The sequence below is a fragment of the Streptomyces sp. NBC_00005 genome (genome assembly GCF_045160215.1).
Lineage (GTDB): Bacteria > Actinomycetota > Actinomycetes > Streptomycetales > Streptomycetaceae > Streptomyces.
The window spans coordinates 9,952,367-9,968,688 of the sequence record NZ_CP108316.1 but is presented as its reverse complement, the minus strand read 5'-3'; the positions used below and the strand labels follow the sequence as shown (position 1 = coordinate 9,968,688).

Below are 16,322 nucleotides of genomic sequence, written 5' to 3'. Positions count from 1 at the left end.
GGCGCTCAGGAGACGGCCACGGCCCGTTCGTCCGTGAGGTGTTCGGGGACGCGGGCCGCCAGGAACGCCGTGGTGCGGCGCAGGCGGAAGCCGAGGGACTCATACAGGCGGATGGCGTTGGTGTTGCCGGCGCCGGTGTGCAGGAACGGGGTCTCGCCGCGCTCGCGGATGCCGTGGGCGACGGCGAGGATCAGCCGGGTCGCCAGGCCCTCGCCCCGGAAGGCGGGGTCGGTGCAGACGGCGCTGATCTCGGTCCAGCCGGGCGGGTGCAGCCGCTCCCCCGCCATGGCGATGAGGGCGCCGCCTCGGCGTATGCCCAGGTAGGGGCCGAGTTCGATGGTGCGGGGCAGGAAGGGGCCCGGCTGGGTCCTGGCGACCAGGTCGAGCATCTCGGGTACGTCGGCGGGGCCGAGGCAGACGGCCTCCGGGTCGGGGGCGGCGGCCAGGCCGTCGTCGACGAACTGCACTCCCTCCACCTGGAAGGTGATCTCCCAGTCGGCGGGGACCTCTCCGCGGAATCCGAGGAGCGGGACCTCGGCGCCGGGACCCGCGAAGGCCGCGAGGTCGGCCCAGTCGTCGGCGTCGGGCTCCTCGGGCAGGGCGAGCCACGGCGTGACGTCGACCGGGTAGCGCAGGATCCGGCCGTGCCGCTCGGCGAAGTGGGCGTGCGGGCCGGTCAGCGCGGCGCGGGCGGGGTGGTCGAGGACGTGGCTCATCAGGCGACCTCGATCACGATCTTGCCGCGGGCGTGGCCCTCCTCGACGGTGCGCAGTGCCTCGCCGGCCTGCTCCAGCGGGAAGGTCTGCGTCACGTGCGGGTCCAGGTCGCCGCTCACCACGAGGTCGGCCACCGCCGCCAGCCGCTCGGGGGTGCGCACCCGGGCGACGCGCGCGCCGCCCAGCTTCTCCACGACCTCGGGCGGGGCCCCGGCCGTGATGAGCTTCGCCCGGTCGGCGAGCAGGGTGGCCGCGTCCTCCAGTACGTCGCCGCCCACCAGGTCGTACACGCCGTCGACCCTGCCGGGCACGCGCTCGGTCCAGCCCGGCCCGGACGGGACGTGCACGGCACCGAGCAATGCGACGAAGTCCTTCTTGGCCTCGCTCGACAGCCCCACGACGTGCAGTCCGAGGGCACGGGCGATCTGCACGGCCGCGACGCCCACCCCGCCGCCCGCGCCGGTGACGAGCAGGGTCGCGCCGGCCGGCAGGTCGAGCTGGCGGATTCCGTCGTACGCCGTCACGGCCGCGACGGGCAGGGTCGCCGCGTCGGTGAAGGTCAGCGCGGCGGGCTTGGGCGCGAGCAGGTCGACCGACAGCAGCGCGTACTCGGAGTACCCGCCGACGACGGGGCGGCCGAAGACCGCGTCTCCGACGGCGAACCCCTCGACGCCCTCGCCGACCTCCTCGACGACGCCGGAGACCTCGTTGCCGAAGTAGGCGGGGAAGTCGCGCTCGCCGCTCTCGCCGGGCCTGCGGTAGCCCGTGCGCTGCTTCCAGTCGACGGGGTTCACACCCGCCGCCCTGACGCGGACGAGGACCTGGCCCGGGCCGGGTACGGGGCGGTCCACCTGGACGAGCGCCTCGGTCTCCGGTCCCCCGTACCGCGTGAAGACGTACGCCTTGGGCATGTGCTCCCACTCTCCTTCGCTCTCGCCGACGCAACAGTCGGCAAGGAAGATCGGGGGGCGGCTATTCCCGGGGCGCCGGAGTCTTCATACGCAGTTAATGATCGCGGGGTGGCCCGAGGTCAGGGGCATGCCCCCGGTGCACGTACGGTTGAACAGATAAACAACCACTTCCGTACCGCTGGAACCGCATGAATGTCACCCGAGGCTTCACGGGGCGCGCTCGCGTCCACAATCCCGGCCTGCCGCCGGGCCAGTACGACGCGGGCGACGACTGGCCCGTCCTGTCCGCCGAGGTCACGCCCGAACTGGCGCCCGCCGACTGGACCTTCCGCGTCGACGGCCTGGTGGAACGGCCGCACACCTGGGACTGGGAGCAGGCACACGCCCTGCCGACGTCGGCCTACGAGGGCGACATCCACTGTGTGACGAGCTGGTCGAAGTTCGGGGTGCGGTTCGGGGGCGTGTCCCTGGACGCCTTCCTCGATGTGGTGGGCCCCCATGGGTCCGCCACCCATGCCGTCGCCTACTCGCACACCGGGTACACGACGAACCTGCCGCTCACGGACCTGACCGGCGGGCGTGCCTGGATCGCCTGGGAGTACGACGGGCAGCCGCTCGCCCCCGAGCACGGCGGGCCCGCCCGGCTGCTGGTGCCGCATCTGTACTTCTGGAAGAGCGCCAAGTGGATCGCGGGCCTGACGCTCCTCGACCACGACGAGCCGGGCTTCTGGGAGCAGAACGGCTACCACGCGCGCGGCAACCCCTGGCAGGAACAGCGGTACTCCGGTGACTGAGGCGCTCACGACCCCGACCACTCCTGCGACGCGCTTCGCCGTGCCCGGCCGGATCGCCGTGAGCAACCGGGCCGCCGCGGTGTGGCAGACGGCCACGCTCACCGAGATCCGCCGCGAGACTGCGCAGACGGCCACCTTCCGGTTCGCGGTGCCCGCCTGGGCGGGGCATCTGCCCGGCCAGCACCTGATGCTGCGGCTGACCGCGGACGACGGCTATGTGGCCCAGCGCCACTATTCGATCGCGTCCGCACCGGACGACCCGGGGCACATCGAGCTGACCCTGGACCACGTCGAGGGCGGCCAGGTCTCGGGCTGGTTCCACACCGTGGCCGAGCCCGGTGACCAGGTCGAGGTGCGCGGCCCGCTGAGCGGCTTCTTCGCCTGGCCGGGCGACCGGCCCGCGCTGCTGGTGGGGGCCGGTTCCGGGGTCGTACCGCTGATGTCGATGGTCCGGCACCACCGGGCGCGCGGCCTGGATGTGCCGCTGCGGCTGCTGGTGTCCGCGCGCAGTCCCGAGGAGCTGATCTTCGCGCGGGAGTTCGGCGCGGAGACGACGCCGGTGTTCACGCGGAGCGCACCGAAGGGTGTGCCCGTCGGACGTATGGCGGCCGCACATGTGGCGCCGCTCCTGGCCGAGCAGCCTCCTGGTGGGTGGGAGGCCTATGTGTGCGGCTCGAACGCCTTCGCCGAGCACGCCTCGCGGCTGCTCGTCGAGGCCGGCCAGCCCGTGAACCGGATCCGGATCGAACGCTTCGGCTGACGGGCGGGCGCCATACGGCCGCTGGGGCTTCGTGGTGAGCGATCTCCGGCGTTCCGGGTACCCGGTCTTCCTGGGCACTCGCGCGCATAAGCGGTGCGGGGGGACAATACGTAGCGAAGACGGTACGGCCCCTCCGGCTCCGGTGACGGCGAGGAGGTCGACATGCGAACCCGGGTGCGCGGCTGGCGCTGGCGGCGCAATTCGCTGCGGCGCCGGTCGGACATGGTCGAGGCGTGGACGGCGCTGGCTTTCGCCGTCCTGCTGTTGGTGGGCGCGCCGCTGGCGGGAGCGGTCGCGGGCTGGTGGGCCCATGACGAGGCGCGGAGTGTCGCCGCGGCGGAGCGCGCCGAGCGTCACAGCGTGCGGGCCGAGGTCGTCGGTGAGACCCCCGACATGCTGCCCACGGTGGAGGGCGGCCGTGAGCACTCGTATCGCGTGGACGTGCGCTGGACGGATCCGGCCACCGGCCCGCACACCGCGAACGCGCGCGTCCCGGCGGGGACAGAGCGCGGCGACAAGGTCGATGTCTGGTTCGACTCCCGGGGCAGGACCGTTCCCCCGCCGCCGGGTGAGACCCAGGTCTGGCAGCACACCCTGACCTTCGGCGTCTGCGGCACGGGCGGCGCGGTCGCCGTGGTGCTTCTCGCTCACGCGTTCGTCCGCCACGTGTCCACCGGCCACCGGCTGGCGGAGTGGGAGCGGGAGTGGGCACGGACCGGGCCGGAGTGGACGCGACGCCAGGCCGGCGGGCCGTAGGGGTTAGCCGCCCTGCTGCATCCGGCGTGCGATGCGGCCGTGGTCGCGCAGTGTCTGGGCCAGTCCGCTCAGGGCGGGTTCGCCCCGGTCGACGAGGATCCGGCCCCCGACCACCGTGGTCCAGGCGCGGGCCGGGCCGCAGCGCAGCCAGGCCTCGACGGGATCGCTCAACGCGCCCGCGAGGGCGACCTCGTGGAGGTCCCAGACGACCAGGTCGGCGCAGGCGCCCGGGCGCAGATGCCCCAGTTCGTCGGCGCGGCCGAGGCAGCGGGCCGAGCCGCGGGTCGCGAGGTCGAGGGCGTCGCGGGCGGTCATCGCGCCGGGTCCGCCGCGGTAGCGGCCGAGCAGGAGCGCGCCCCGGGTCTCCATCCAGAGGGAGGCGTGGTCCGTGGAGGCGGAGCCGTCGCAGCCGATGCCGACGGGCAGTCCGAGTTCGCGCATCTCCCGCACGCGCGCGGTGCCGCCGCCGATGAGCATGTTGGAGCTGGGGCAGTGCGCCACCCCGACGCCCGCGGCCGCGAGACGGCGCAGCTCTTCGTCGTTGGGATAGATGCAGTGGGCGACCCAGGTGCGGTCGCTCATCCAGCCGCAGTCCTCGAAGTACTCGACGGGCCGGCAGCCGTAGGTCTCAAGGCAGTACGTGTCCTCGTCGCGGTCCTCGGCGAGGTGCGTGTGCAGGCGTACGTCGTGGCGCTCGGCGAGTTCGGCGGTCGCCGTCATCAGTTCCTTGGTCACCGAGAACGGCGAGCAGGGCGCGAGCGCGACGCGGATCAGCGCGCCGGGCTCCGGGTCGTGATGGGCCTTGATCAGCCGCTCGCTGTCGGCGAGCACCTCGTCGGTGGTCTGGGTGACGCTCCGCGGCGGCAGTCCCCCGTCCTCGACGGAGCGGGTCATGGAGCCGCGGGTCGCGTGGAAGCGGAAGCCGATGTCGCGGGCGGCGCGGATCTCGGCGTCGACTAGACGAGGGCGGGGATGGACGTACAGGTGGTCCGAGGACGTGGTGCAGCCGCCCATCAGCAGCTCGGCCATGCCGACGTACGCCGAGACGTACGCGGCCTCTTCGTCGAGGGCGGCCCACAGGGGGTAGAGCGTGGTCAGCCAGTCGAAGAGGGAGCCGTTCACCGCGGGGGCGTAGGAGCGGGTGAGGTTCTGGTAGATGTGGTGGTGCGTGTTGATCAGGCCCGGGGTGACCAGCCTTCCGGCCGCGGAGACGGTCGTACGGGCTTCGGGCTCCGTCCCGGCAGTGCCCACGGCGGTGACCCGACCATTGGTGACGGCAACCCAGCCGCCGGGGATCTCGCGATCTCCGGCGACGACCAGTAGTTCGGCGTCCTTGACCAGCAGATCCACGGCTGACGGCATGGCGCCATCGTAGACAGGTACGACCGGAAAGACCTGGCGAGTCGTCCGACCACGCACGTACGGTGTGATCACCCGCGCACATCCCGAATCAGTGAATCGCATCCCTTCGCAAAGGCGGTCCTACATGGCCCTGTTCGACCTCCCCCTCGACGAGCTCCAGGAGTACCGCAGCGCGTCCGTCGAGCCCGAGGACTTCGACGCGTTCTGGTCCAAGACCCTGCAGGAGGCCCGCGAGCACGATCTGGACGCCCGTTTCGAGCCGGTCGACACGGGCCTGACGACGGTCCGGGTGTTCGACGTGACGTTCGCCGGGTTCGGCGGGCACCCGGTGAAGGGCTGGCTGACGCTGCCCGCCGCGGCCGAGGAGCCGATACCGCTGGTCGTGGAGTTCATCGGATACGGCGGCGGGCGCGGCCTGCCGCACGAGCATCTGCTGTGGGCGTCCACCGGCCGGGCGCACTTCGTGATGGACACGCGCGGGCAGGGCAGCGCGTGGGGCGGGGGCGGCGGCACCGCGGACCCGGTGGGCGGGGCGCCCGCCTACCCCGGTTTCATGACCCGCGGCATCGACGCTCCCGAGAGCTACTACTACCGCCGGGTGTTCACGGACGCGGTGCGTGCCGTCGAGGCGGCCCGCTCGCACCCGCTGACCGACGCCTCCCGCACGGTCGCTGTCGGCGCCAGCCAGGGCGGCGGCATCACCATCGCGGTGGGCGGTCTGGTCCCGGACCTGACCGCGGTCGCACCGGACGTGCCGTTCCTGTGCGACTACCCGCGTGCCGCGACGCTGACGGACCGCCACCCGTACCGCGAGATCGGTCTGTACCTCAAGACGCACCGCGGCCGCACCGAGGACGCCCTGCGCACCCTGTCCTACTTCGACGGCGTCCACTTCGCCTCCCGCGGTCGCGCCGCCGCCCTGTTCTCGGCGGCCCTGGAGGACCAGACCTGCCCGCCCTCGACCGTCTTCGCCGCGTTCAACGCCTGGGCGCACGAGGACAAGACGATCGAGGTGTACGACTTCAACGACCATGAGGGCGGCGGCCCTTACCAGGAGGCGGCCAAGGTGCAGTGGCTGCGGACGTACGTCTGAGAGGTCCGGTATGGAGACGCGTGAGGCAGCCGAGCGCTTCGTCCAGGTCTGGGAGCGGGCCTGGGCGACGCACGACGTGGATGCGCTGATCGAGCTGTACGCCGAGGACTGCGTCCACCGCTCGATGCCGTTCCGTGAGCCGCATCGGGGGCGGGACGAACTGGCCGACTACCTGCGGTGGTCGTTCGCGCAGGAGCGGGTGACGGACGTGCGGTTCTCGCCGCCCGTCGTCGGCCAGGACGGCGTCGCCGTGGCCGAGTTCCGCGTGCTGGCCGAAGAACACGCTGTGGCGTCCGCCCTCGCGGGCTGCGTGTTCGTGCGTTTCGACGGCGCGGGCCTGGCGGTCGAGACGCGGGACTACTGGCACACGGCCGACGGTCACCAGGAGCCCGCCGGGAAGCTCTTCCTGCTGTGACCTTCCCTCCAGTCCGACCAGTCGGTACGTTCAGGACTGCCCGGGTCGCAGCGTCGCGGCCCGGGCTTCCGGCGGACGACGGAGGTCCCCATGGCGGAGCGTGAGCCAGAGGTGCACGGCTATTGCGACGAGCGGTTCGCGGCGGTGCGGACGGCGCTCGAGGAGAACTTCCGGGACCGGTCGGAGCTGGGCGCAGCGGTCGCCGTCAGCGTCGGCGGCCAGGTCGTGGTGGACCTGTGGGGCGGCTGGGCCGACTCGGCCCGGACCCGGCCCTGGGAGCGCGACACGCTGGTCAACGTGTGGTCGACGACGAAGGGACCGGTCGCGCTGTGCGCGCACATCCTCGCCGACCGGGGGATGCTCGACTTCGACGCGCCGGTGGCCACGTACTGGCCCGAGTTCGCCGCGGCCGGCAAGGACAAGGTCCTCGTACGACATCTGCTGTCGCACCGCTCCGGACTGTCCGGGCCGCGTGAGCCGCACTCGCTGGAGCAGCTCTACGACTGGGAGTTGACCACGCAGCGGCTCGCGGCGATGGAGCCCTGGTGGGAGCCGGGGACGCGGTCCGGGTATCACGCGATGTCCTACGGCTTCCTGGTCGGCGAGGTCGTACGGCGCGTCTCGGGGCTGCTGCCGGGTGCCTTTCTGGAGCGGGAGGTGACCGGGCCGCTCGGCATCGACTTCACCATCGGGCTGCCGGAGAAGGAGGCCGGGCGGGCCGCCGAGCTGGTGCATCCGCCGGCCGCGTCGAGCAGCGAACAGGCGGCGATCTTCAGCCAGTTGACGCCCGCCGCCCTGGCCGCGCTGGCCAACCCGCTGGTGGGCGCGACCGAGGCCAACACGCCCGAGTGGCGGGCCGCCGAGATCCCGGCGGCGAACGGGCACGGCACGGCACGGGCGGTCGCCGCGCTCTACGGGATCTTCGCGGGGCGTGGTGCGCACGACGGCCACCGCGTCCTGTCCGCCGAGGGGGCAGAGCGGGTGCGCGAAGGACAGGGCAGCTGCCGCGACCTGGTGCTCGGCGCCGGGTTCGAGCACGAGACGGAGGTCGCGCTCGGTCTGTGGCTGAGCGGCCCGAACGGCTCCTACGGACCCAACCCGCGGGCTTTCGGACACGACGGCTTCGGCGGTTCCTGCGGCCTCGCCGACCCGGAGGCGGGGGTGTCCCTGGGCTATGTGATGAACCGGATGGGGCCTCATATCGCCGACGACCCACGGAAGATGGCCCTGATCGAGGCCCTGTACAGCGCGCTGTGAGAGGCGGTCCGCGCGGGCCGGTCCTCACTCGTCCCGACCGGCGGGGCGGCCACGCCAGGCCGCCCGGCCCGGTCTACGAGTTCACGCTGCCCGCGGCGGGCCGTCCGCTGCCCCGGCGCCGGAAGTACAGCCGTACGACGGAGCCGGTGGGGTCCAGGTCGTCGGCGACCAGGTCGCTCAACTGCCGTACCAGCCACAGGCCTTGACCGTTCGCGGCACCCTGCTCGGGCGGCAGATGGCCGGGGAATGGCGGGAGAGCCGCGGAGGAGTGCGCGCCGCCGTCGGAGACCTCGCAGATCACATGGTCACGGTCGCTGTGCAGCCGTACGACACCCTGACCGCCGCCATGGCGCACGGCGTTGACCACGGTCTCATGCACCGCGGCCACCAGGTCGTACGTCCGCTGCTCGGGCAGCCCCAGCCGGCGGGCGTAGGCGACGAGGGCGCTGCGGACGGCTGCCGAGCGGCCGTGGGCGAAGCGGATGCCGTCGCGTACGGCGGGCAGGCGGGACGGACCGTGCTCGTCGCACTCGGCGGAGAAGTCCGCCGGGTCCGCGTAGTCGACCGTGGCACAAGGCTCACGGGCGAGTTCGGGGTGGGTGCGGGCGGCGCTGCGTACGACCGTCTCGGGGAGCGCCCGGGTGTCGTACGGGCACAGGATCCAGTGGGCGGAGTCGGCGAAGGCGACGTTCACGAGGGATTCGTAGCGCATCCATTCCAAGGTCTCGAAGTCGGTACGGCCCTGCCAGACCGGTTCGCCGATGACACGGATGCGCCGGTCGGCGCCGTGCCGGTCGCAGTAGGCGTGGTAGCGGCCCAGGGTGCGTGACGGGTAGTCGTACCAGTCGCGGGCGTCGACGAACTCGACGGCCCGGGAGCGGCTTCCGAGTGCTTCGGAGAGCAGGGTGATGTTGCGGGCGCTCACCACGACCAGAACCCTGTCGCCCGCGTCCAGTCCGTCGCGGACGTATCCGGCGGTCGTGTCCAGGAACTGGCCGTCCGAGTCGTAGCGCAGTGCCTGGTGGACGAAGCCGGTCACGATGCGCCTCCGTCCGGTCCGTCCGGTCCTTCCTGCTCGATGTGCAGGCCCGGGACCCGGTCCCAGCCGGTCACCCGCATCACCCGCAGGAGGTGCGGGGCGACGCCCGACAGTTCGAGGGTGCCGCCCGCCGCGTACAGGCCGAGCGCCGTGAACACCAGCAGGCGCAGGGCTCCGACGTCGATGAAGTGCAGGTCGTGCAGGTCGAGGTGGGTGCGGGCGCCGGCCACCGCGCGGGCCCGGGCGCGGGCCGTCTCGGCGCGCAGGGCGCGGGCGACGGCGGTGACGTTCGTGTCGTCGATCTCTCCGGCGAGGGCGAGGCCGGGGGGTGCGAAGGTGCGGGTGATGGCCAGGAGGTCGTCGCGCCACACCTCGTCGGCGCCGACCCGGCCGTGGTGCAGGTCGGCGAGCGGGGCGAGTTCGGTCTCGTCGAAGACCCGGCGGTCGTACTGGCAGATGCCGAGGACCGGCAGCGAGGAGAACACGGGGTCGAGCAGCAGCTCGCTGTCGTGCAGGGTCTTGAGTTCCTTGCCGGCCTGGGCGCGCAGGATCTCCGTGCACACGCGCAGGCCGAGATAGCCGTCGCCGACGGCGCGGCGGGTCTCGCGGCGGATCACCTCGTCCAGGTCCCACAGTCCTTCGGGGCCGGCGAGGTGCGGGTCGACGCACAGCCGGCCGTCCGCGAGTTCCTCGTCGACCCGGCAGCCGTGCGCCTCCAGGAAGGACAGGGCGACCCCGCCGGGGATGTCGGCGGGCGGCAGGAGGAGTCCGCGGTGGCCGCTGGCCAGTCCGTCCAGCAGGAACACGGCGAGGACGGTCTCGCGCTCCTCGTCCGTGTCGTAGCCGAGGAACAAGTGGTCTCCCTGGCGCATCTGTCCCACGGTTTTCAAGGTGGGTGTGACGGCCATCCCCGTACCTCCCTCGGTGGACGCACCACTTCCACGCTACGCCGCAAGCAGGCCTGCCGTGAGGGGGTTAAGGTGTCCGCCATCGGTTCCGGTGAGGGGGGACGATGGCGGCCTCTGTGCAGGGCGGCAGGATCGGCAACCTTCCCGCCGAGGCGAACGCGTTCGTCGGCCGTCAGCTCGAACTCGCCGAGATCGCGGGGCTGTTGGGGACCCAGCGGCTGGTGACACTGACGGGGCCCGGAGGTGTGGGCAAGTCCCGGCTGGCCCTGCGGGGCGCGCACGCCGCGAAGGCCGGGTTCCTGGGCGGGACGTGGCTGGTGGAGCTGTCGGAGCTCAGGGATCCGGACCTGCTGACGAACACGGTGGCGCAGGCGACCCGGCTGACCGAGCAGACGCTGCGCCCGCTGCTGCAGGCGGTCTGCGAACATCTCGCGGGGGCGCCCGTCCTGCTCGTCCTGGACACCTGCGAGCACATCCTGGACGAGTGCGCGCGGATCGTGCAGGAACTCCTCGCGAACGTCCCGGAGTTGCGGGTGCTGGCCACCAGCCGGCAGCCGCTGGGCGTGCCGGGTGAGCATCTGCTGACGGTGGCGCCGCTGCCGCTGGGGGAACGCGACGACGCGGTGGCGCTGTTCACGGCGCGGGCCGCGGCGGCGGTGCCGTCGTTCGCGCTGAGCGATGCCAACCGGGCCCATGTGGCCGCGGTCTGCGCCCGTCTGGACGGGATCCCGCTGGCGCTGGAGCTGGCCGCCGTGCGGTTGCGCGGCTTTCCCCTCGACCGGCTCCTGGAGGGCCTCGACTCCCGCTTCGACCTGCTCGTCTCGCCCGCGCGGCCACGGCTGGCCCGGCACCAGACGCTGCGCACCACGATCGGCTGGAGCCATGAGCTGTGCACCCCGCTGGAGCGGCTGCTGTGGGCCCGGCTCTCGGTGTTCGCGGGCGGCTGGGACGTGGAGGCGGCCGAATTCGTGTGCCACGGCGGCCCCTTGGACGCGGAGGAGATCCTCGCCCTGCTCGCGTCGCTCACCGAGAAGTCCATCGTCACGCGGGACGGCGAGGGATCGGCGGTGCGCTACCGGATGCTGGACACGGTCCGCTCGTTCGGCGCCGAGTGGCTGTCCGGCCTGGGCGAGGCGGAGGCGGTCCGGCGCCGCCACCGGGACTACTTCCGCTGGACCGCCCGCCAGGGCGAGGCGGAGTGGCTCGGGCCGGGCCAGCGGATGTGGGCCGAGCGACTGACCGCGGAACACGCCAACGTGCGCCTGGCCGTCGAGGAGTGTCTCGCGGCGCCGGAACCCGAAACGGCGCTCGAACTCACCGGTTCCCTCTGGTTCTTCTGGTTCGCCTGCGGCTTCACCGAGGAGGGCCGCGGCTATCTGGAGCGGGCGCTGCGCCGCACCCCCGACGGCTCGGGGCCCGAGCACACGCTCGCGGTCTGGGCCCATCGGCTGGTCACCGTCGTGCCGGACGACCTGGAGGCCGCGGAGTCGGTGAGCGCGGCCTATGTGTGGCTGGCCGAGGAGCGTCAACTGCCGGTGCCCGCCCTGCCGTTGACGGGCGCGAGCCTGGCCGTGCGGGGCGAGTCGGCCCGGTCGGCGGTGCTGTACGGGAGGGTCGGGCAGGCACCCGCGGCCGACGGCGGCGCCGAGTTCTTCCAGTTGCTCACCCTCGCCCTGCAGGCGTATCTGCTGGCCAGCCAGGCCGCGTTCGAACGGTGCGCGGCGGTTGCCGAAAGGCTGCGCGCCGAGTGCGCCAAGCTCGGCGAGCTGTGGATGCGGGCCTGGGGCGACTTCTTCGTCTCGCTCGCCGGGATCGGGCTGGGCCACCCGGACGAGGCGGTGCGCTCGGCGCGCGAGGCGCTCACCGCCAAGTGGCGGGTGCACGACCGGCTCGGCGCCGCCGCGGTCGCCGACCTCCTGGTCGCCGCGCAGGCCGCGCGGGGCGAGGAGGAACTCGCCGCGCGTCTCCTCGGCATCAGCAGGCGCCTGTGGCACGCGGCGGGCCTGCCGCAGCTCGGCCGGCCCGACCGGACGGTCTTCCACCGCGAGTACGAGCGCCGGCTGCGCGCCTCCCTCGGGGACGCGCGCTTCGCCGAAGCGGTGCGCGAGGGACGGGAGTTGGGCCCCGAGGCGGCGATCGCACTGGCCCTGGGCGGCGCACCCGACGGATCCGATCTCTGACCGGCGGGGCGGCGACCAGACGGGTTCAGCCATCTGACGGATTCCAGGAGCCCGGGCGGCGCATAGCGTCGGGGCGGGGCCGTCCAGTACGGCCGGCGGGAACGGCCCTCTCCTCCGTACGGCGCTTCGCCCGATCCACCGGAAGGAACTCCCCATGAGCCTCTTCACCACCTCCGACGGCACCGACCTCTTCTACAAGGACTGGGGCAGCGGGCAGCCCGTGGTGTTCAGCCATGGCTGGCCGCTCAACGCGGACGCCTGGGACGGACAGGCCAGGCTGGTCGCCGAGCACGGCTTCCGCGCGATCGCGCACGACCGCCGGGGGCACGGCCGCTCCGGGCAGCCGTGGCAGGGCAACCACATGGACCAGTACGCCGACGACCTGGCCGAGTTGATCGAGGCGCTCAACCTGAGCGATGTGATCGTGGTGGGGCATTCGACCGGTGGGGGCGAGGTCACCCGCTACATCGGCCGGCACGGGACCTCGCGGGTCGCCAAGGCCGTGCTGCTGGGCGCGGTGCCGCCGCTGATGCTCAAGACGGACGCGAACCCGCAGGGCACGCCGATCGAGGCCTTCGACGGCATCCGGGCGGGCGTCGAGGCGGACCGCTCGCAGTTCTACTGGGCGTTGAGCGAGAGCTTCTACGGCTACAACCGGCCCGGCGCGGTTCCGTCCGAGGGCGTGCGGCGCGCGTTCTGGCTGTGGAGCATGCAGGTCGGGCTGAAGGCGGCGTACGACTGCGTCAAGCAGTTCTCGGAGACGGACTTCACCGAGGACCTGCAGCGCATCGATGTCCCGACGCTCGTCGCGCACGGCGACGACGACCAGATCGTGCCGATCGTGGCCGCCGCCCCGAAGACCGCCCAGCTGGTGAAGGACGCGACGCTGAAGGTGTATCCGGGCGCCCCGCACGGCCTGGCGGGCGACTACGAGAAGGAGTTCAACGCCGATCTGCTCGCCTTCATCAGGAGCTGACGGCCACGACCATCCGCACGCGTGGGCTGCCGTCGCTCCGCCGCCCGAACTCCGGCAGAGCCTGGTGGTCCACGCGGAAGCCGGCGTGCTCCAACTCCCGTCGTACGTCCCCGAGTCGGAAGGCCCGGTAGTACATGACGAACGGCGGCCGCCACACGGCGTTGCGCACCCGCATCACCGCGTCGAAGCCGAGCAGCATCCAGAACGCGGGGGACGAGGGCCGGGGCGGGGCGAGGACGGGGAAGACGAAGCGGCCGCCCGGCCGCAGCACGGAGCGGACCTGGGCGAACAGGCCAGGCAGTTCCGCGGGCAGGAAGTGCCCGAACGCCCCGAAGCTCGCCACCAGGTCGAAGGCGCCGGGGCCGAACGGGAGCGCGCGGGCGTCCCCGCGGACCCAGGACACCGTCGGCCCCACCGGCCGTACGCCCTCCTGGGCCACGGCGAGCATGCCCGCGCTGAAGTCGATCCCCGTGACACTCCGCCGGCACACCTGCGCCAGCACGTCGACTCCGGCGCCGGTACCGCAGCACAGGTCGAGCCCGGATGCGAAGGGCCCCATCGGCGCCAGCGCCGCGGCGACCGCGTCGAGCACGGAGTCGGGGGTCCGGAAGGGGGTGTGGTCGAACTTCGGAGCGAGCAGGTCGTAGCCGTGCTCGACGGACGACAGTGCCTGGACGGCGAGCTCGCGGAGACTGGGGCCTTCGGGGCTGAACATCAGCGCCAGCTTAGGCGAACGTGCCGGTGGACACACGGTCCGCCCCTGATTATTCTCATCGGCACCTACTCTACTAGTTCACTATGAGGTGATCCGATGCGCGCGTTCCGCGAGGCGGTCGAGGCAGGTGACTTCGACGCGGTCGAGGCGCTGCTGGCGGAGGACGTCGTCTTCATGAGCCCAGTGGTGTTCAAGCCGTACCCGGGCAAAGCGATCACCGCGGCGATCCTGCGCGGCGTGTCGAAGGTCTTCGAGGACTTCCGCTACGACCGCGAGCTCGCCGGCGCCGACGGCCGCGACCATGCCCTGGTGTTCACCGCGCGAGTGGGTGACCGAGAGCTGACGGGATGCGACTTCGTCCACGTCAATGACGCGGGCCTGATCGACCAGTTCACCGTCATGGTGCGGCCGTTGTCGGGTGCACAGGCCTTGGCGGCCGCCATGGGCGCGCAGTTCGACGAGATCGTGAAGGAGGCGGAGGCGCGGTCCGTCTGAGCGGCCGCGCCTCCGCCGGCGCTCACGCGACGGTGAGGGTGATGGCGCCCGTGTAGCTCTTGCCGGGGGTGATGGCCGTCGTGGTGCCGTCGACGGTCATGGTCACCGACCGGCCACGCGGCGCCCGTACGGCGGCGTCGGAGGCGACGGCGAGTGCGGTCAGGTACGACGTGCCGGTGACCGTCCACGTCGAGCCGCTGTTCAGCTTGACGATGGCGCCGTTGTTGACGGCGGCCTGGACGGTGTTGGTCACGATGCCCAGCTCGTAGAAGGTGGACGCGTCGATGCTGGACACCCGGTGCTTGGCCTTCGTCGCGGAGATGACGCCCTCGACCTTGGAGTCCTCGAAGGTCAGGACCATGTTCTTGCCGTTGCGCATGCCGTTGTAGAAGTCGCCCTTGACGGCGATGGAGGTGAAGGTGGCGGCTCCGTCGGCGGTGTGGACGGCACTCACGTCGAAGGAGGAGTCCTTCGTGGGGTCGCCGGTGGGCTCGGTGTAGACGCCGATGTTCATCATCTTGCCGTTGACGTTGACCGGGCCCGGGTCGTCCAGCTCGATCATCTGCAGGATGATCCCGTCGCTCGGGTTGAGGCGGGCGCCCTTCGAGCCGTCGACGGTGACGGCGGTCTGCTGGCCCTTGTTGAGGAAGGTGGCCCGTGCGGAGTTGATGACGGTGCCGCCGTCGAGGGTCAGCGTGCCGGCGCCGAAGAACATGTAGCCGAAGTGGCCGGAGTTCACGACCGTGTTGCGGGCCGGGATGGCCTTCAACTCGGCTTTGGTGAGCCCAAGTTCGAGTTCGGTGTTGAGCGCGGCGACGGCGTCACTGCTGCTGTCGCCGTAGTGCACGACCGCGGCCGGGCCCGCGATGATGGTGGCGTAGCTGCCGACGTCGAAGCGGGAGCCGAGCACGCGGACGGTCGCGTCGCCGATGGCGTAGGTGCCGTAGCCGTACTCCCCCGTGTTGCCGACGTGGCTGTTGACCGCGGTCAGCTTGAGCCCGCTGCCGCCCTCGACCGACAGGGCGCCCCAAGTCTCCGAGAACACCGTGGAGTTGAGGTAGGTGGCGGTGCTGTTCTTGCCGATGAGGTTGGTGGCGCGGACATTGCCGTCGAGGCCGAGCATCCAGGGCACCGACTCCATGTACGGGGTCTCGACGGTGGCCTGGTAGTCGGAGGGCAGTACGCCGTTGCGGCAGCGGACAAGGGAGTTCTTCACGATCACGTTGGCGCCGTCGTTGGAGATGACGCCCGTGCGGACCACGCCCTTGTTGCTGATGCGGGCGCCGTCCACCACGAGCTTGGTGGCGGAGCCGTCGCCGACCACCGCGGCGCCGTAGCCGGCGAAGTCGCAACGGCCGTTGCCCGTCAGGGAGATGGTGGGACCGTCCAGCGTGTAGGCGGCGTCCTGGACGTACACGCCGTCGAAGCACTCGCCGGTCGAGGTGATCGACACGTTCCGGGCGAGGGTGTCGGTGAGCTTGCCGCCGAGCACGGCCGCGAGGACGGACTTGTCGCGCACGACCCCGTCGCCGTCGACGTACACCGCCTGCCGGAAGGGAAAGGTGAGGGTCTCGTACGTCACCGCGTTCGCGGCCGCCACGGTGAGAACGACGTCGCCCCGGTAGGTGCCTGCCTGGATCAGGGTCGCCGTGCCGCCGGTCTCGGTCAGGAGCTGCCCGGTCTCCACGCCGTCGACGGTCAGGGAGAGACTGTAGCCGTCCGGGGCGACGATCTTGCCGCCGTCCGCGATGGTCAGTCTGCTCACCCGGGTGGTCGCGGAAAGCTTGTACGTCTCGCCGGAGCCGACCGTGATCTGCTTGCCGGACGCCATCGGAACGGCGGCGGTCGCGGAGCCGACCGGGACGAGCAGGGCTCCGGCCGTCGCCGAGCCGGCTATCAGGATGGAACGTCGGGTGATCAGCGTCATTGCATGCCTTCCCAGGGA

Annotated in this window: 16 protein-coding genes; 9 read left to right on the top strand and 7 right to left on the bottom strand. The window is 72.0% G+C overall.

What is annotated here, in order from left to right; all coding sequences use genetic code 11:
- Nucleotides 1–5: 5 nt before the first annotated feature.
- Complete coding sequence (locus OG303_RS45515; protein WP_405875908.1) at nucleotides 6–716, bottom strand: GNAT family N-acetyltransferase; 711 nt, start codon at nucleotides 714–716, stop codon at nucleotides 6–8.
- A complete protein-coding gene (locus OG303_RS45510; protein WP_405875907.1) occupies nucleotides 716–1,627 on the bottom strand; it encodes an NADP-dependent oxidoreductase in 912 nt (303 codons plus the stop codon). Before OG303_RS45510 ends, OG303_RS45515 begins: the two co-directional genes overlap by 1 nt.
- A 188-nt stretch (nucleotides 1,628–1,815) precedes the next feature.
- On the opposite strand from OG303_RS45510, the gene OG303_RS45505 reads away from it, so the two are divergent.
- The 3 genes from OG303_RS45505 (at nucleotide 1,816) to OG303_RS45495 (ending at nucleotide 3,937) form a co-directional block, all read left to right on the top strand.
- Nucleotides 1,816–2,421 carry a sulfite oxidase-like oxidoreductase gene (locus OG303_RS45505; protein WP_405875906.1) on the top strand — a complete coding sequence of 202 codons (606 nt, stop codon included), beginning with the start codon at nucleotides 1,816–1,818 and terminating at the stop codon, nucleotides 2,419–2,421.
- A complete protein-coding gene (locus tag OG303_RS45500) occupies nucleotides 2,414–3,181 on the top strand; it encodes a ferredoxin reductase (RefSeq protein ID WP_405875905.1) in 768 nt (255 codons plus the stop codon). Before OG303_RS45505 ends, OG303_RS45500 begins: the two co-directional genes overlap by 8 nt.
- Before the next feature lie 162 nt (nucleotides 3,182–3,343).
- On the top strand, nucleotides 3,344–3,937 hold the full coding sequence (locus tag OG303_RS45495; protein ID WP_405875904.1) for a hypothetical protein: 594 nt from the start codon (nucleotides 3,344–3,346) through the stop codon (nucleotides 3,935–3,937).
- A gap of 3 nt (nucleotides 3,938–3,940) precedes the next feature.
- Here OG303_RS45495 and OG303_RS45490 read toward each other — a convergent pair whose 3' ends face one another.
- Nucleotides 3,941–5,299, bottom strand: coding sequence for an 8-oxoguanine deaminase (locus tag OG303_RS45490; protein WP_405875903.1), 1,359 nt, complete (start codon nucleotides 5,297–5,299; stop codon nucleotides 3,941–3,943).
- A 124-nt stretch (nucleotides 5,300–5,423) separates the two neighbouring features.
- Between OG303_RS45490 and OG303_RS45485 the strand changes: the two genes are divergently transcribed.
- The 3 genes from OG303_RS45485 (at nucleotide 5,424) to OG303_RS45475 (ending at nucleotide 8,064) form a co-directional block, all read left to right on the top strand.
- Nucleotides 5,424–6,392: an acetylxylan esterase gene (locus tag OG303_RS45485; RefSeq protein WP_405875902.1), complete on the top strand. Its 969-nt coding sequence runs from the start codon at nucleotides 5,424–5,426 to the stop codon at nucleotides 6,390–6,392.
- 10 nt (nucleotides 6,393–6,402) lie between these two features.
- On the top strand, nucleotides 6,403–6,807 hold the full coding sequence (locus OG303_RS45480; protein ID WP_405875901.1) for a nuclear transport factor 2 family protein: 405 nt from the start codon (nucleotides 6,403–6,405) through the stop codon (nucleotides 6,805–6,807).
- Nucleotides 6,808–6,897: 90 nt separating this feature from the next.
- Nucleotides 6,898–8,064, top strand: coding sequence for a serine hydrolase domain-containing protein (locus OG303_RS45475; protein WP_405875900.1), 1,167 nt, complete (start codon nucleotides 6,898–6,900; stop codon nucleotides 8,062–8,064).
- 73 nt (nucleotides 8,065–8,137) lie between these two features.
- Here the strand turns inward: OG303_RS45475 and OG303_RS45470 are convergent, their stop codons facing one another.
- Nucleotides 8,138–9,103, bottom strand: a complete 966-nt coding sequence (locus OG303_RS45470) for an anti-sigma factor RsbA family regulatory protein (RefSeq protein WP_405875899.1) — start codon at nucleotides 9,101–9,103, stop codon at nucleotides 8,138–8,140.
- On the bottom strand, nucleotides 9,100–9,975 hold the full coding sequence (locus OG303_RS45465) for an MEDS domain-containing protein (RefSeq protein ID WP_405875898.1): 876 nt from the start codon (nucleotides 9,973–9,975) through the stop codon (nucleotides 9,100–9,102). Before OG303_RS45465 ends, OG303_RS45470 begins: the two co-directional genes overlap by 4 nt.
- Nucleotides 9,976–10,115: 140 nt before the next feature.
- Here OG303_RS45465 and OG303_RS45460 point away from each other — a divergent pair, with 140 nt between their 5' ends.
- Together OG303_RS45460 and OG303_RS45455 are read left to right on the top strand one after the other, a co-directional pair.
- Entirely contained in the window at nucleotides 10,116–12,191 is a 2,076-nt protein-coding gene (locus OG303_RS45460; RefSeq protein ID WP_405875897.1) for an ATP-binding protein, read from the top strand.
- 154 nt (nucleotides 12,192–12,345) lie between these two features.
- On the top strand, nucleotides 12,346–13,167 hold the full coding sequence (locus OG303_RS45455) for an alpha/beta fold hydrolase (RefSeq protein ID WP_405875896.1): 822 nt from the start codon (nucleotides 12,346–12,348) through the stop codon (nucleotides 13,165–13,167).
- Here the strand turns inward: OG303_RS45455 and OG303_RS45450 are convergent.
- The gene (locus OG303_RS45450) at nucleotides 13,157–13,882 is read right to left on the bottom strand and encodes a class I SAM-dependent methyltransferase (protein ID WP_405875895.1); all 726 of its coding nucleotides are present in this window, start codon (nucleotides 13,880–13,882) and stop codon (nucleotides 13,157–13,159) included. The two genes, OG303_RS45455 and OG303_RS45450, sit on opposite strands and share 11 nt — an antisense overlap.
- Before the next feature lie 96 nt (nucleotides 13,883–13,978).
- Here OG303_RS45450 and OG303_RS45445 point away from each other — a divergent pair, with 96 nt between their 5' ends.
- Nucleotides 13,979–14,377 carry a nuclear transport factor 2 family protein gene (locus tag OG303_RS45445; RefSeq protein WP_405875894.1) on the top strand — a complete coding sequence of 133 codons (399 nt, stop codon included), beginning with the start codon at nucleotides 13,979–13,981 and terminating at the stop codon, nucleotides 14,375–14,377.
- Between the two features lie 22 nt (nucleotides 14,378–14,399).
- Here the strand turns inward: OG303_RS45445 and OG303_RS45440 are convergent, their stop codons facing one another.
- Nucleotides 14,400–16,304 carry a hypothetical protein gene (locus tag OG303_RS45440; protein ID WP_405875893.1) on the bottom strand — a complete coding sequence of 635 codons (1,905 nt, stop codon included), beginning with the start codon at nucleotides 16,302–16,304 and terminating at the stop codon, nucleotides 14,400–14,402.
- Between the last annotated feature and the right edge of the window lie 18 nt (nucleotides 16,305–16,322).

What these genes read in the sequence shown, in the direction of transcription:
- OG303_RS45515 (WP_405875908.1), bottom strand. Translation starts at nt 716, where the DNA reads ATGAGCCACGTCCTCGACCACCCCGCCCGCGCCGCGCTGACCGGCCCG.
- OG303_RS45510 (WP_405875907.1), bottom strand. Translation starts at nt 1,627, where the DNA reads ATGCCCAAGGCGTACGTCTTCACGCGGTACGGGGGACCGGAGACCGAG.
- OG303_RS45505 (WP_405875906.1), top strand. Translation starts at nt 1,816, where the DNA reads ATGAATGTCACCCGAGGCTTCACGGGGCGCGCTCGCGTCCACAATCCC.
- OG303_RS45495 (WP_405875904.1), top strand. Translation starts at nt 3,344, where the DNA reads ATGCGAACCCGGGTGCGCGGCTGGCGCTGGCGGCGCAATTCGCTGCGG.
- OG303_RS45490 (WP_405875903.1), bottom strand. Translation starts at nt 5,299, where the DNA reads ATGCCGTCAGCCGTGGATCTGCTGGTCAAGGACGCCGAACTACTGGTC.
- OG303_RS45485 (WP_405875902.1), top strand. Translation starts at nt 5,424, where the DNA reads ATGGCCCTGTTCGACCTCCCCCTCGACGAGCTCCAGGAGTACCGCAGC.
- OG303_RS45480 (WP_405875901.1), top strand. Translation starts at nt 6,403, where the DNA reads ATGGAGACGCGTGAGGCAGCCGAGCGCTTCGTCCAGGTCTGGGAGCGG.
- OG303_RS45475 (WP_405875900.1), top strand. Translation starts at nt 6,898, where the DNA reads ATGGCGGAGCGTGAGCCAGAGGTGCACGGCTATTGCGACGAGCGGTTC.
- OG303_RS45465 (WP_405875898.1), bottom strand. Translation starts at nt 9,975, where the DNA reads ATGCGCCAGGGAGACCACTTGTTCCTCGGCTACGACACGGACGAGGAG.
- OG303_RS45460 (WP_405875897.1), top strand. Translation starts at nt 10,116, where the DNA reads ATGGCGGCCTCTGTGCAGGGCGGCAGGATCGGCAACCTTCCCGCCGAG.
- OG303_RS45455 (WP_405875896.1), top strand. Translation starts at nt 12,346, where the DNA reads ATGAGCCTCTTCACCACCTCCGACGGCACCGACCTCTTCTACAAGGAC.
- OG303_RS45450 (WP_405875895.1), bottom strand. Translation starts at nt 13,882, where the DNA reads ATGTTCAGCCCCGAAGGCCCCAGTCTCCGCGAGCTCGCCGTCCAGGCA.
- OG303_RS45445 (WP_405875894.1), top strand. Translation starts at nt 13,979, where the DNA reads ATGCGCGCGTTCCGCGAGGCGGTCGAGGCAGGTGACTTCGACGCGGTC.
- OG303_RS45440 (WP_405875893.1), bottom strand. Translation starts at nt 16,304, where the DNA reads ATGACGCTGATCACCCGACGTTCCATCCTGATAGCCGGCTCGGCGACG.